This is a genomic window from Devosia sp. T2-14 (genome assembly GCF_055397495.1).
Genome location: NZ_AP027921.1, coordinates 1,572,374 through 1,586,508, shown reverse-complemented (window position 1 = coordinate 1,586,508; position 14,135 = coordinate 1,572,374). Strand labels below are relative to the sequence as shown.

Annotated in this window: 14 protein-coding genes and 1 pseudogene; 11 read left to right on the top strand and 4 right to left on the bottom strand. The window is 59.6% G+C overall.

Annotation, left to right across the window (positions count from 1 at the left end; translation table 11 throughout):
- The first annotated feature begins 4 nt into the window (after positions 1 to 4).
- Together ACZ5WT_RS07880 and rraA are read left to right on the top strand one after the other, a co-directional pair.
- Positions 5 to 1,117 carry a PrpF domain-containing protein gene (locus ACZ5WT_RS07880; protein WP_464286819.1) on the top strand — a complete coding sequence of 371 codons (1,113 nt, stop codon included), beginning with the start codon at positions 5 to 7 and terminating at the stop codon, positions 1,115 to 1,117.
- Positions 1,114 to 1,590, top strand: coding sequence for a ribonuclease E activity regulator RraA (gene rraA / locus ACZ5WT_RS07875; protein ID WP_464286818.1), 477 nt, complete (start codon positions 1,114 to 1,116; stop codon positions 1,588 to 1,590). Before ACZ5WT_RS07880 ends, rraA begins: the two co-directional genes overlap by 4 nt.
- Here rraA and ACZ5WT_RS07870 read toward each other — a convergent pair.
- The 4 genes and pseudogenes from ACZ5WT_RS07870 to ACZ5WT_RS07855 form a co-directional block, all read right to left on the bottom strand.
- Positions 1,571 to 2,123: pseudogene (locus ACZ5WT_RS07870) on the bottom strand (tripartite tricarboxylate transporter permease). The gene rraA and the pseudogene ACZ5WT_RS07870 sit on opposite strands and share 20 nt — an antisense overlap.
- Positions 2,124 to 2,327: 204 nt before the next feature.
- Complete coding sequence (locus ACZ5WT_RS07865) at positions 2,328 to 2,582, bottom strand: tripartite tricarboxylate transporter permease (protein ID WP_464286817.1); 255 nt, start codon at positions 2,580 to 2,582, stop codon at positions 2,328 to 2,330.
- Positions 2,583 to 2,587: 5 nt separating this feature from the next.
- Positions 2,588 to 2,776: a tripartite tricarboxylate transporter permease gene (locus ACZ5WT_RS07860; protein ID WP_464286816.1), complete on the bottom strand. Its 189-nt coding sequence runs from the start codon at positions 2,774 to 2,776 to the stop codon at positions 2,588 to 2,590.
- On the bottom strand, positions 2,776 to 2,949 hold the full coding sequence (locus ACZ5WT_RS07855) for a hypothetical protein (RefSeq protein WP_464287167.1): 174 nt from the start codon (positions 2,947 to 2,949) through the stop codon (positions 2,776 to 2,778). Before ACZ5WT_RS07855 ends, ACZ5WT_RS07860 begins: the two co-directional genes overlap by 1 nt.
- Before the next feature lie 1,081 nt (positions 2,950 to 4,030).
- On the opposite strand from ACZ5WT_RS07855, the gene ACZ5WT_RS07850 reads away from it, so the two are divergent.
- The 9 genes from ACZ5WT_RS07850 to ACZ5WT_RS07810 all read left to right on the top strand — a co-directional run bounded on the left by ACZ5WT_RS07850 (position 4,031) and on the right by ACZ5WT_RS07810 (position 14,099).
- A complete protein-coding gene (locus ACZ5WT_RS07850) occupies positions 4,031 to 5,206 on the top strand; it encodes a DegT/DnrJ/EryC1/StrS family aminotransferase (protein ID WP_464286815.1) in 1,176 nt (391 codons plus the stop codon).
- Positions 5,207 to 5,293: 87 nt separating this feature from the next.
- Complete coding sequence (gene wecB / locus ACZ5WT_RS07845; protein ID WP_464286814.1) at positions 5,294 to 6,418, top strand: non-hydrolyzing UDP-N-acetylglucosamine 2-epimerase; 1,125 nt, start codon at positions 5,294 to 5,296, stop codon at positions 6,416 to 6,418.
- A 2-nt stretch (positions 6,419 to 6,420) separates the two neighbouring features.
- A complete protein-coding gene (gene wecC / locus ACZ5WT_RS07840) occupies positions 6,421 to 7,665 on the top strand; it encodes a UDP-N-acetyl-D-mannosamine dehydrogenase (RefSeq protein ID WP_464286813.1) in 1,245 nt (414 codons plus the stop codon).
- 21 nt (positions 7,666 to 7,686) lie between these two features.
- Positions 7,687 to 8,964, top strand: coding sequence for an oligosaccharide flippase family protein (locus tag ACZ5WT_RS07835; protein WP_464286812.1), 1,278 nt, complete (start codon positions 7,687 to 7,689; stop codon positions 8,962 to 8,964).
- Entirely contained in the window at positions 8,961 to 9,785 is an 825-nt protein-coding gene (locus ACZ5WT_RS07830; protein ID WP_464286811.1) for a glycosyltransferase family 2 protein, read from the top strand. Before ACZ5WT_RS07835 ends, ACZ5WT_RS07830 begins: the two co-directional genes overlap by 4 nt.
- A gap of 89 nt (positions 9,786 to 9,874) precedes the next feature.
- Entirely contained in the window at positions 9,875 to 10,975 is a 1,101-nt protein-coding gene (locus tag ACZ5WT_RS07825; RefSeq protein WP_464286810.1) for an N-acetyl sugar amidotransferase, read from the top strand.
- A complete protein-coding gene (gene hisH / locus ACZ5WT_RS07820; RefSeq protein WP_464286809.1) occupies positions 10,972 to 11,586 on the top strand; it encodes an imidazole glycerol phosphate synthase subunit HisH in 615 nt (204 codons plus the stop codon). Before ACZ5WT_RS07825 ends, hisH begins: the two co-directional genes overlap by 4 nt.
- Complete coding sequence (locus tag ACZ5WT_RS07815; RefSeq protein ID WP_464286808.1) at positions 11,587 to 12,351, top strand: AglZ/HisF2 family acetamidino modification protein; 765 nt, start codon at positions 11,587 to 11,589, stop codon at positions 12,349 to 12,351. It abuts the gene before it with no gap.
- The gene (locus tag ACZ5WT_RS07810) at positions 12,348 to 14,099 is read left to right on the top strand and encodes an alpha-L-rhamnosidase-related protein (RefSeq protein WP_464286807.1); all 1,752 of its coding nucleotides are present in this window, start codon (positions 12,348 to 12,350) and stop codon (positions 14,097 to 14,099) included. The genes ACZ5WT_RS07815 and ACZ5WT_RS07810 overlap by 4 nt, the downstream gene beginning before the upstream one ends.
- Positions 14,100 to 14,135 lie beyond the last annotated feature (36 nt).

Below are 14,135 nucleotides of genomic sequence, written 5' to 3'. Positions count from 1 at the left end.
CTTCATGCGCGGCGGCACGTCCAAGGGCCTGATTTTCCGGGCCGAGGACCTGCCCGCCGACCGCGCAGATTGGGCGCCGATCTTCCTCGCGGCCATGGGTTCCCCCGATCCGAACGGCCGTCAACTGGATGGCATGGGCGGCGGGATTTCCTCGCTGTCCAAGGTCTGCGTCGTGGGCAAGCCGACCCATCCCGATGCCGATGTGGACTACACCTTCGCCCAGGTCTCGGTTGATGACACCGTTGTCGACTATGCAGGCAATTGCGGAAACATGTCCTCGGCCATCGGCCCCTTCGCCGTTGACGAAGGGCTCGTGCCCGCACCCGCCGATGGCGAAGCGGTCGTGCGCATCCACAACACCAATACCGGCAAGGTCATCGCATCGCGCTTCGCCGTTCGCGACGGGATCGCCGAAACCGACGGTGGTTTCGCCCTCGATGGCGTCTCCGGCACCGCCGCGCCGATCCGTCTCGACTTTCTCGACCCGGGCGGCTCCAAGACCGGCAAGCTGCTGCCCACCGGCAACCCCATCGACACGATTACAGTCGAAGGCCTGGGCGCCATCGCGGTCAGCATGGTCGATGCTGGCAACCCGTTTGTCTTCGTCGCCGCGTCCGATTTGGGCCTTGCCGGCACCGAGATGCCGAAAGAACTCGCAAACAACAAGAAAACCACCAGAATTCTTGAAGAAATCCGTCAGCATGCTGCCATCAAAATGGGGCTTTCTGCCGATCTTGCTGCAGCCGCGGCCATGGTCAGCATCCCCAAGATCGCCATCCTTTCCGCGCCTCAGGACGCCCCAACTCTATCGGGACAGGTCCTTGCCGCCGCCGATTGCGACATCCTCTCGCGCACCATTTCGGTCGGCCAGCCGCACAATGCCATCCCTTTGACCGGCGCCCTTTGCCTTGCCGCCGCCCTGCGCGTCGAAGGCACGGTCGCCCATCGCCTTGCGGCCAAGAGCGCTGGCAACAGGATTCGCATCGGCCATCCCTCAGGCACGATGAGCGTCGACGCCGAAATGGGTGAGCGCGATGGCGTGCTAAAGGTCCTCCACGCCACAGTTTTCCGCACAGCCCGCCGCCTGTTCGCGGGCGAGGTCTACTACCGCACATGAACACGGCAGACCTCGTAGACCGCCATCCCGACGCCGTCTCGGCCTGCCAGCTGCAGTTCACCTGGATGGGCCGCAAGGAGAGCTTTCACGGCCCCATCGCGACCGTGCAGTGCTTTGAGGACAATGCGCTGCTGGTCCAGATGCTAAGCCAGCCGGGCCATGGCCGCGTAATGGTCGTCGACGGTGGCGGCTCGCTCCGGACCGCGCTCCTGGGCGACGTCAACGCGCAGCGCCTGATCGACAACGGCTGGGCCGGCATCATCATCAACGGCGCCGTCCGCGACCGAATTCTCATTGATGCCATGGCTTTAGGCGTCTGTTGCCTGGGCTCGACGCCGATCAAAAGCGGCAAGACCGGCTCAGGCCTGGCCGAGGGCAGCATCACCTTCGGCGCCGTAACCTTCGCCCCCGGCAAATATGCCTACGCCGATCGCGACGGCATTCTGATCAGCGCTACACCCCTGACGGCTTAGGCAAACCCAGCTTCCAGCGCTTGAGCACCAGCGGCACCAGGAACACTGCGGCTGCCATCCCCCACAGGACAATGGCAATCGAGCTTGACCACAGGATGGCCACCTCGCCGCCCGACAGCGAGCGGCGCAGGCTTTGCTCAAGGATCTTGCCCAGCACCAGCCCCAGGATGAGTGGTGCCATTGGCACGCCGATACGCCGGAGCAGGTAGGCTGCCACGCCGATCGTGCTGACCACGACGATGAAAGGCACCTGCACCCAGGCGGGCACCGAAAGCATGCGGGCAAACAGGCCGACCAGAGGAATGTTGATGGCCAGCAACAGCACGTTGCCGATGAACAGCGAGGCAATGAGCCCCAGACCAGAGCCGGCTGCGAGTTGAACAGCGCCGGACCAGGCGTGATGTTGTAGAGCGTCAGCACCCCCAGCATGATCGCCGTCGTACCCGAACTGGAATGCCCAGCGTCAGCATCGGAATGAAATTGTCTTTGGAAGCGCTGTTATCGGCGGCCTCGACCGATGCGAGGCCCCGCATATCGCCTCGCCCGAAGCGACTGCCCCTCGGGGTCCCGGCGTTCCGCCCCTCGCTTTTCCGTGGTGTAGGCCAAAGCCGACGAAAAAGCCGATCAGCGAACCGCGCCAGCTTGCGGCATTGGCGAGACCGACCATGATGGCCAGCATGGCCTTAACCGGCTGCTCAGTGAGCAGGCCGGCAAGGCAAAGGCAAAGATCACCAACGCTAATATTCGATGGGACCGAACGCCAATGCCCAGCGCGCCAGCACTGGCGCCGCCAGCACGATGCCGACGGTGGCGCTTGCCGAGCCGACAAACGAGGTCCAGGCCGAGAGCGACAGCGCGATGCCCGCCTTGCCTTCCCGGGCCAATGGATAGCCCTCCAATGCCGTCATCACCGCCGATGCCTCGCCGGGGACACTGATGAGCATGGCGCTGATGCGCCCCCCGCATTCGGAGCCGATATAGATGGCCGCCATCAGGATCAGTGAAGTTTCCGGGGCAGACCGAGCGCGAAAACGACGGGAACCAGCATGACGACTGCATTGATCGGCCCAAGGCCCGGCAGGACGCCAACCATGGTGCCAACAACGGCCCCGACGGCGGCTAGCAGCAAGTAGATAGGCGCCAAGGCCACGCCAAATCCGGTGGCGAGATAGGAAAGTGTATCCATTAGAGGAGCCCTCCCAGGACCCCTTTGGGCAGGACGACAGCCAGAGCCCAGTCAAACAGCAGATATGCCGACACCGCCAGCACTGCCCCGGTAATCAGCCCCTGCCACCATTTGGCGCCAAAGATCATGGCGACGGGCACGACCATCAGCAGGGTAGCGAGCATGAAGCCCAGGAATTGAAACGGCGGCGATCAGGAACAGGCCCGGTTGATACCGGTGCCATTGGGCTCGACCACTCCTCGCCGATGCAGACATCAACATGTCCACCCCGGAGGGCTGTCGCGCAGTCGCCGCCGCCTTTCGAACGCCACAAAGCGCATGACCTTGTAGTCGGTACCGGAGGCGCGAGCGATCATGGCCGGACGCGCGGGCTAGCGTCAGCCGTCGATTGGTGGTGCGGTTCGAACGATGCAGCGCGTCGAGTGTCGAGTGCAGGGTCTCATGGATCTTTTGGGGATCGCCTTCGTGTGGCGCCGCATTGATTAGCGTGCGCGCACCGCCATGGGCGTGCGCAACTGATGCGAGGCGTCGTCGAGACAGCGATGTTGCTGGGGCCTCCGCCTTCGGAGTGCTAAAAGACCCTATTTCACCGTATGGTTATGCTCCCTAACATCCTGATATATAATCGATGTTATTATATAACGGAAGACGGTTTTGCACCACTTGGTACGGTGTTTTGTCCCAAAACTGTCCCAAACGTGACCTCTGCCTTTCCGAATTCACGAAAACACCGCCTTGTTGGACGACGAGCTTGGAATGCTTAGGGCAAGTCCCTTGGCAAAGGCGCGGCACCTTCGGCTATCGTGGATTGCCTGCTTGTCACGCAGGCGCCAGACTGGACCTCTTGCCGTGCGCGCGACAAGAGGTGCTTTGGCGCTACTACTCAAGGAGGTATCAGTGTCACTCGACGTGTTGCGGGCCTTTGGGGCTGTTGGGGGGGGCAGTATGAGTTGCCCGCGGTCATCGAAACCGCACACGCCCTTGCGCACCAATGATCAGAGCGCTGAACCGCATGGAAGGTCATAAGAAACCGGGATTTTTGCGGTGACATAAAAGGCGGTCGCATGATAGACGGCGGTCAAATTCTTAGCAGAACCGGATGTCCGCTCCGCAGGCAATTTTGCTCGCCCGTACGTACTCTTTGGAACGCAATATGATCGATCGCCTTGGCGTCAGCGTTCTAGCCAATCACATACCCAATCGCCCGGATTTCAATCACTAGGCGGGCTTGCTCGCGCATCTATGAGGTTAATCGTGTTAGGAACAGGTTTTTCGCCTTGGCCAAGCTATACTGCCGAAGAAGTTCAGGCGGTGCAGGAGGTTCTCAGGTCCAATAGGGTGAACTATTGGACTGGAGAGGTCACGCGCCATTTCGAACAGGAATTTGCGAAATGGACGGGAACGAAGTACGCCGTCGCGCTTGCAAATGGTACTTTGGCGTTAGATGTCGCGCTGAAAGCGCTCAAGATCGGCCAGGGCGACGAGGTGATCACCACTCCGCGCACCTTTCTTGCCTCGGCCTCAGCCATCGTGACAGCAGGCGCAGTACCAGTTTTTGCAGATGTCGATGCGGACACGCAGAACATCACAGCCCGCACCATTGAGGCAATGATCACGGAGCGAACCAGAGCCATAATCTGCGTTCATTTGGGCGGCATGCCATGCGACATGGACCCGATCATGGAACTGGCAGCTCAACATGACCTCAAGGTGATTGAAGACTGCGCTCAGGCGCATGGCGCGCTCTATAAGGGCCGAAGCGTCGGTACGATCGGACATGTGGGCGCTTGGTCGTTCTGCCAAGACAAGATTATGACCACAGGCGGGGAGGGTGGGATGGTGACTACCAACGACCACGACCTGTGGTCGGCCATGTGGTCGTACAAGGACCATGGCAAGAGCTGGGAAGCGGTCTACGAGCGCCAGCATCCGCCCGGTTACCGATTCTTGCATGAAAGCTTCGGCACCAATTGGCGTATGTTGGAAATGCAGGCAGCCATCGGCTTGATCCAGATCGGGCGCATGCCGGACTGGAGCAAGCGCCGAGCCGAGATCGCCAACCGCATAGCCGAAGCCTGCGCCAACCATGCCTGCATTCGAGTGCCGGAGGTGCCAGACTGGGCGCGGCACGCCTGGTATCGCTTCTACGGGTTCGTTCAGCCGCAAAACCTAGCCGAAGGCTGGACGCGCGACCGGGTCGTCGCCGAGATCGCCGCGGCTGGCGTGCCGTGCATGCACGGCTCGGCCGCAGAGGTTTATCTCGAAAAGGCGTTCGATGGCACAGGCTGGCGGCCGCAGGAGCGCCTACCGGTTGCCAAGGAATTGGGGGAAACCAGCATTGCCCTTCTTGTTCATCCCACCCTGACAGACGCGGAGATCGACAAGACCTGCGCCGTCGTCAGCCAGATTTTGCAACAGGCCAGCCGCTAGCGCCTGCCCGACATTGCTTGTGCAAAGCAGGAGGGACGGCTAATCAGTCGCGACGCTGCAGCGCATTCACGGCAAGAAATGGAACCAATGAAAGTCATGGTCGTTTTTGGCACCCGACCGGAGGCCATCAAGATGGCGCCGCTCGTGGCGGCGCTCAAGGGCAAGCCGACGCTTGAAGTCAAGGTTTGCGTAACCGCCCAACATCGCGAAATGCTCGACCAAGTACTTTCGCTGTTCCAGATCAAACCCGACTGGGATCTTGACATAATGCGGGCCGGCCAGGATCTGACGGACCTGACGTCGCGCATTCTGGGCGGCATGCGCGACGTATTTGCGCAATGGACTCCCGACGTGGTGCTCGTTCATGGCGACACCTCGACGACCTTCGCCACCTCACTTGCCGCCTACTATCAGCGCATTCATATCGGCCACGTCGAGGCCGGCCTGCGCACGGGAAATCTCTATTCGCCCTGGCCCGAAGAGGGCAACCGCAAGCTGACAGGGGCACTGGCGCGTTGGAATTTCTCTCCTACAACTTCGGCACGTGACAATCTCTTGCGCGAGGGGGTTGATCCCTCCACCGTCCATGTCACCGGCAACACGGTTATTGATGCGCTGCTGCAAGTAACCGGCAAGCTCGAGGCAGATGGGAGGTTGCGCCATCAGTTTGAACAGCAGTTCTCGTACCTAGCACCCGGCCGCCGCATGGTGCTCGTAACCGGACACCGGCGCGAAAATTTTGGCGACGGTTTCGAGCGTATCTGCCGAGCGCTGGCGCGGCTAGCAGCGGACTTGCCCGATGTCGACATCGTCTATCCGGTGCATCTCAATCCCAACGTACGCGAGCCGGTGGGACGACTATTGGGTAATATTGGGAACATCCACCTAATCGAGCCACTAGATTACCTTCCTTTCGTCTACCTGATGACTCGCTCAAACCTGATTCTCACCGATTCCGGCGGCATCCAAGAAGAAGCGCCCTCGCTCGGACGACCTGTTCTTGTGATGCGCGACACCACCGAGCGTCCGGAAGCCGTCGAGGCTGGGACCGTGCGCTTGGTCGGCACGAGCGAAGAATTCATCTATGCTGAAGCGTACAAACTTCTGACTGACGGCGTGGCCTACGAAACCATGAGGCGCGCCGCCAATCCGTACGGCGACGGCCGTGCCTGCGAACGCATCGCAGATATTCTCGCAAATTCAGGACACTGATAATGGTTAAGACGATTTCAGTCATTGGCCTCGGATACATCGGCCTGCCCACTGCAGCGATCTTTGCCTCGCGCCGGTTCAACGTAATTGGCGTGGACGTCAACAAGCACGCCGTCGACACCATCAACCAGGGCAAGGTGCACATCGTTGAGCCCGACCTCGACATGTTGGTGCAGGCCGCCGTGGCCGCTGGCAACCTCAAGGCGGTGACCACGCCCGAGCCGGCCGACGCCTTCCTCATCGCCGTGCCAACCCCGTTCAAGGGCGACCACGAACCGGACCTGAGCTACATCGAGGCAGTGAGCAAGAACCTGGCACCGGTGCTGAAGACCGGCGACCTGGTGATCCTTGAATCGACCTCGCCGGTCGGCACGACCGAGCAACTCGCTAGCTGGCTGGCGGCAGCGCGCCCCGACCTCACCTTTCCACAAACAAATGGCGATGCCTCCGACATCCGCATCGCCTATTGCCCCGAACGGGTGCTGCCGGGCCACGTCGTGCGCGAACTGGTGCAGAACGACCGCGTGATCGGGGGGCTCTCGGCCCGCTGCTCAAGCGAGGCGGCGGCTTTGTACAAGTCCTTTGTTGAAGGGGATTGCGTCATCACCACCGCACGCACGGCGGAAATGTGCAAGCTGACCGAGAACAGCTTCCGCGACGTCAACATCGCATTTGCCAACGAGCTTTCTATCATCTGTGACACCCTGCGCATCGATGTGTGGGAACTGATCCGGCTCGCCAACCGCCATCCGCGTGTAAATATCCTACAGCCCGGCCCGGGCGTGGGCGGCCATTGCATCGCCGTTGACCCCTGGTTTATCATCAGCAAGAGCCCCGAACAGGCGCGGCTCATCCGCACCGCCCGCGAAGTAAACGACGGCAAGCCCCTTTGGGTGGTCGACAAGATCCGCGCCGCGGCTGGCGCGGTCGAGAAGCCGACGATTGCCTGCTTCGGCTTGAGCTTCAAACCCAATATTGACGACCTGCGCGAGAGCCCCGCACTTGAGATAGCCCTCGATGTCTGCGACAAGAACTGGGGTGACGTGCTCTTGGTCGAGCCCTTCATCGAACAGCTACCCGCTTCCTTCGCCCCCCACAAGAATTCTAGCCTGGTAACGGCAGAAGAAGCGCTGGAACGAGCCAACATTGTCGTACTTCTCGTAGACCACGCCCAGTTCAAAGACCTTAAGGTGCCATTGACCAAGCCCCCCCTGGTCATTGACACGCGCGGCATGCTCGCAAGCTAACGCGTACGGCGGCGAGTGCTGATGCCCAGGGCGATCTCCAACATCTTGTCATTGGCGGCCGTGCAGGGCGCCAATGCCGTATTGCCATTGGTGATCTACCCAATCACTTTGGCCAGGGTGGGTGTCGACCACTATGGATTGCTGGTGCAGGCAGAAGCGCTGTCACTTTTTCTTCTAACTTTGGTGCTCTACAGTTTTGAAGTCACGAGCGTTGCGGCCGTTGTGAGCCTTGATGCCGAAAGGGACCGCGCCGAGTTGTCGGCGCTTCTCAGTCGTGTCCTTACCGCCCGACTTATCCTATTCTGTCTCGGCGCGCCCTTAGTGTGCCTTACTGCCTTAGCAATCAATCCTGCACTTCTCCCATTCGTGGCGGCTTGGTGCCTCGTTCCATTGAGCTTCGCGGTGTCACCCAACTGGCTCTTCCAGGGCCTGCAAGACAACAAGGCGCTCGCGGTCAGCAATGTCGCAAGCCGAGGGCTCGCGATGGTTCTGGTACTGATCATCGTGCGTGAAGCCGACCAGGTAATCCTTGTGCCGGTAGTCATCGGCGGCTGCTATCTAGTGGGCGCACTCGCCTCGTTAATGGCGGGAATGTACAAGCATCGATTACAATTGCGCGCCCCGCGGGCCAATGCGCTCGTGAACATGTTCAAAGCAGGACGCCACGTGTTTCTAGGCAATCTCAGCACAATCGTCTACAAGGACATTAATACCCTGTTGCTCGGCTTTTTTGGTGCATCTAGCGGAGCCATCGCGGCCTATTCTATGGCAGAAAAACTTGCCAAGGCCCTGCAGGCCGCCATTCGGCCGCTTAATCAGCACTATTTCCCCACTGCCATTAAGCAGGCGACAACGAACAAGCCTCGACGCACTGTATTGGCTGACATGCTGCGACTGTCGGCCAAGCAGCAGGCGGTATTGCTAACGATGATTGCCGCGGCGGCCATTGTCTATGCCCTGTTCGGCGAGCGGGTACTCGCGACCATAGGCGGTCAGGCCTTCATTCCTGCTGTTGGACTATTTTTCGTAATGAGCATCGCCACCCTGTTGGGCGTCACAAATTTCATGCTCGGTACGGCCGGACTCAACGCCATGGGCGAAACCCGGTATGTGCTGTTGGTGCTCGTGGGCACTGGCTTTGCCAGTCTTCTGGCCGGTTCGGTCATGATTGTTTTGTGGGCCGATGCAGGAGCGGCGATCAGCTTTGTGCTGGGTGAAGCGATCTTGCTCGTCTTGCTGCTCGTGGGCTATCTGAAGCGCTCCGCCCATGGAAAGCCCCAGGAGAACACGTCGGCATGAAGCTCGGCTATGTCTGCACCAACTACAATAACAGCAATTTTACGGTGACGGCCGCGCGCTCGCTGGCTGCCAATGCCGGGCACGACATCGCGATAATCGTGGTCGACAATGCTTCGTCGCCAATCGAGCGAGAAATTCTCACTGATCTTGAGCGGGAAGTCAGCCAGGTCCAGGTCATCTTCAGCCCTGACAATATAGGCTATTTCCGGGGCCTCAATCTCGGCATTGATCGTCTGCGCCAGACCCGCCCCGAAATCGATTGGATGGTGGTGGGCAACAACGATCTTGAATTTGCAGCCGACTTCGCCGATCGCGTGCAGGCCAATGTTGGTCGCTGGGCGAGTCATCCCGTAGTTTCGCCCGACGTGATGACGGTGGATGGCGAGCACCAGAATCCTCACGTAATCTCGAGTATCAGCAAAGTCCGAGAAATCTTCTACGACCTCTATTATTCGAACTATCAACTTGGCATGCTGATTCAGAAGGTGGCGATGCACTTCCGCAGGTTCAGCGACCGGGCCGACGAGCAGCAATGGCAGACGGCTCGGCCGATCTTTCAAGGCCATGGCTCGTGCTACCTGCTCGGACCGCAGTTCTTCGCGCAGTTCGAGCGGCTATGGGCACCGACTTTCATGATGTCGGAGGAGTACTTTCTAGCCAAGCAGCTCCACGACGTCGGAGAGCAGGTCTATTACGATCCGGCGGTGCAAGTGATCCACCATTGGCACGCTTCGCTCGCCTCACTTCCAAATCTGCGGCGATGGGAGCTTGCGCGCGACGCCCATCGCGAATATCGGAAGTACGTCAAAATTTTCCGCTGAAACGAACCCAGCTGGATGCCGCCGCGACCGCATGGTCGGCAAGCTCAAGAGGCAGGATGAGACCCTACCAGATCTGTACCAATTGCGTCATGGACACCAGCGACTCCAAGATCGAGTTCGACGAACATGGCGTCTGCGACCATTGCCGCGGCTTCAAAAGCCACGTCTTGCCCAACTGGCATCCAAACGACGATGGCAAAGCTATGTTCCGCGCCCAGGTCGAAAAGATCAAGGAGGTCGGAAAGGGCCATCCGTTCGACTGCATCATGGGCATGAGCGGCGGGCTCGATAGCTCATACCTGTTGCATCTGGCTGTGACTGAATTCAACTTGCGCCCGTTGGTTTTCCATGTCGACGGCGGCTGGAACACTGACCTTGCCGTCAACAATATCCAGGTCCTCGTCGAGGGACTGGGGCTTGATCTCTATACCGAAGTGATCAACTGGGAAGAGATGCGCGATTTCCAGCTGGCTTTTTTTAAGGCCGGCGTACCGCACCTGGACATTCCCCAAGACCACGCCTTCATCGCCACGCTCTACCACTTCGCCAACAAGAATAACATCAAGTACATCCTCAACGGCGGCAACTACGCCACCGAATGCGTGCGCAATCCGAAGGAATGGCTGTATTACGGAACGGACATGGCACAACTGCGCGATATCCATCGCCGCTTTGGCACGCGCCCACTCAAAACCTATCCGTTCTCGAGCGTTCTGTTTCACAAAGTGTATTTGCGATATCTGCGCGGTGTGCGGGTAGCCAAACCACTAAACTACCTGCCCTATACAAAAGAACATGCGGCCAAGGTGCTATCAGAGACCTATGGCTGGCGTCCCTATCCGCAGAAGCACTTCGAATCGCGCTTCACCCGTTTTTATGAAGCCTACTGGCTGCCTACGCGCTTTGGCTACGATACCCGCCGCGTACAATATTCTAGCCTCATCCTGACCGATCAGATGACGCGAGAAATCGCCATGGCCCAGCTCGAAAAACCTGCCTACAATCCAGAAACGATTGAAGAGGAATTCGAGTACATCGCAACCAAGCTCGGCATAAGCGTCGATGAATTGCGCCAGTATCACCAAATGCCGCTCAAGACATACAAGGACTACGCCAACCAGCAATGGATGTTCGAGACCGGCGCGCAGGTGCTCAAGGCACTTGGCGTGGAAAGGGCAATCAAGCGGTGATCGGCATCGTCGACTACGGCTCGGGCAACGTCTCAGCCATCGCGACCATCTTCAAGCAGCTCAAGGTGCCTCACGTAGTAACGGGCGATCACGCGGAGTTGGCCGCCGCCGACCGCTATATTCTGCCGGGAGTAGGCGCGTTCGACCAAGTCATGGGCGATCTGATGCGGCTTGGCCTACGTGACCTCCTCAACGAGCAAGTCCTGGGCCAAGGTAAAAAGGCGATGGGCATCTGTGTGGGTATGCAGATCTTGGCTGAGTCTAGCGACGAGGGCGACCTGCCTGGTCTTGGCTGGATTCCCGGCCGGGTCCGGCGGATTGACTCAGGTGCAATCAACTCGCTCCCTAAGCTGCCACATATGGGCTGGAATTCGCTTTCGCCCCAAAGGGAAAGCGCGGTACTTGCCGGCATAGACTTCGAGCGCGGCTTCTATTTCCTGCACAGCTACTATTTCGACGCGCATGAGCCCGAGCATGTGCTGGCCACCGTGACCTACGGGAAAGACATGGCTTGTGCGGTCAACAGGGACAATGTCTTCGGCATGCAGTTCCACCCCGAAAAAAGCCACGGCAATGGGGTGAACCTGTTCCGCAACTTCGCCGAGATCTAGATGCTGCGGTCGCGTATCGTTCCTGTCCTACTGATGAGCGACGGCGGGCTCGTTAAGACACAGAGGTTCAAAGACGCCAAATATGTCGGCGATCCTTTGAACGCCGTCAAGATTTTCAACGAGAAGCAGGTCGATGAACTTACCTTCCTCGACATTGATGCAAGCGCGCATGGCCGCGAACCGGACTTTGCCCGTCTGCGAGGCATTGCCGTGGAGTCGCGTATGCCGCTGTGCTATGGCGGCGGCGTGACCAGTGCGGCCCAGGCTACAAAGCTGATTGGGCTAGGTTTCGAAAAGGTATCGGTCAGTTCAGCGGCGTTGGCGCGGCCGCAGCTCATCAGTGAAATGGCCGACGCCGTTGGCCGCCAAAGCGTCGTTGTCACTCTCGATGTCCGCAAGAATGCAATCTTTGGCGGCTACAACCTGCACACTCACAACGGGAAGTCCAAGCAGAAGGCTTCCTTGCAGGACTTCTGCCGGCAGGCGGTCGAACTCGGCGCCGGTGAGATCGTCATCAACAACATCGATCGCGACGGCATGATGGGAGGCTATGATCTCGACCTTGCCAAGCAGGTGCGCGGGCTCGTCGAATGCCCGCTCACGTTCGTAGGCGGCGCCGGCACGCCCGATCATATGCAGGCCCTGATTGATACGGTAGGGGTCGTGGGCGCGGCCGCCGGGAGCATGTTCGTGTTCAAGGGCCAGTATCGTGCCGTCCTGATAAGCTACCAAAAGCCCGACAACCTATTCGGGGCGAAGCATTGACCTGGACGGGCCGCCGGCTTGCGGGCCCCGCCACAGCCTTTTTTCTGATCCTCAGCACGGGCGCCTTTGCATATTGGCTGACTAGGCCGGCAGTGCTCACCCCGGATGTCAGGACCGTTTCGGTTGTGGCGGCAGCAACGCGCGTAGTCGGCGACACACTGCAGATCGACCTGGGAAAGACGTGGTTCGCATCTGTTAGCATCGCAGGCACTGAGCAGACCAAGGGAGCGGCGCTGACAGTGCGCATGGGCGAGCGTCTTGGCGCCAACGGCCTACTCGACCCCACCTCTTATGGCTCTGTGCGCTTTCACGAGACCGACCTAAAGCTGGGGGATACCGCCACACGAGTACCTTTGCGCGAACTCGATGCCCGCGGCATGCCTGAAGGCGTATCGGTGATGCCGCTGCGCTATATCGAAATTCAAGGTTGGCCTCAGGGCCTCGATCCCACAGCAGTCGCCATCACTGCTTACGTTTCGGAACACTATGCCCCGATTGGATCGATACGCTTTGGTGGTGCCGACCCACGTAGTGCCGACCTCAACAGGCTATTCGAGTTGGGACGTCACACCATGGTTGCTACCAGCTTCATGGACCTGTTCGTGGATGGTGACCGCGAGCGCCTCGCCTATCAGGCTGACGCCCTCATCAACCAGCGCGGCTGGTACGCGCTGACCGGCGATACCAAGGTTATGCGGCGGACGCTGGAGGAACTGTTCCGCGAGCCAACCTGGCCTAGCGAGTGGATGAGTCAGACCATTCTGCTCGCCTGGGAAATCTATGAGGCGGACGGCGACACCGATTACTTGGCCTCCATCTATGATCGGCTCGATATCTTTACCTTGCGCGAATTCATCGACAAAACTGGCCTGATCAACACCTATGACGAAGAACGGGCCAAAGAATTCGTCGAGGCAACCGGCGCCGACTATCTCGAGGACATCGTCGACTGGCCACCGGTTGAACGTGACAGCTACGAGATGACCACGCATAACACCGTGGTTAACGCCTTTGTCCACGCCGCTTTTACATGCATGGGCAGGATCGCTGAGGCGCTCGGCAAGACCGATGACGCCATAGAGTACCGTGCCATGGCCGACGATCTTCAAAAGGCCATGCTAGCGCAGCTGACTGATCCGGCCACCGGCCTCTTTGTCGATGGCAAGGGCTCAGACCATATGGCTGCCCATGCCTTGTTCGTGCCGCTGGCTCTGGGCCTTGTGCCAGAGGATCGGGTAGCGAAAACCGTGGATGCCCTGCGAGGGCGGATCGCCGCATACAATGGCGGGGTGCCGGCATCCGTTTACGGCGCACAGTTCCTTCTCGACGGGCTATTCGACGCCGACGCAGGCGACGTTGCAGTCGGGTTAATGCTCAACCGCACCGACCGCGGTTGGTTGCACATGCTCGATGCATATGACGCGACGGTCACCCACGAGGCCTGGGACCTCAAGTACAAGGAAAACCTTGATTGGAACCACGCCTGGGGCGCGGCTTTCTTCAACGTAATGTTCCGCAAGATGGTGGGGTTGGAGATCGTCGAGCCGGGCTGGAAGCAGTGGACGCTCCGGCCGGCGACTGGTCTCGACCTGCCGATTTCGGCGACCCTGGCCAGCCCGACAGGACCTGTCGACGTTGAAATCGATCCACATCGGCGCCTAGTTGCGATTACGGGGGGCAGCAGTCTTGCCGACTTTGTCGCACCTGAGGATGGCGCTTGGCAATATAAGCTGGTAACCGCTCCCTGAGCGACGACCGAGCCGTCGGCGCTCTCGGTACAGCGA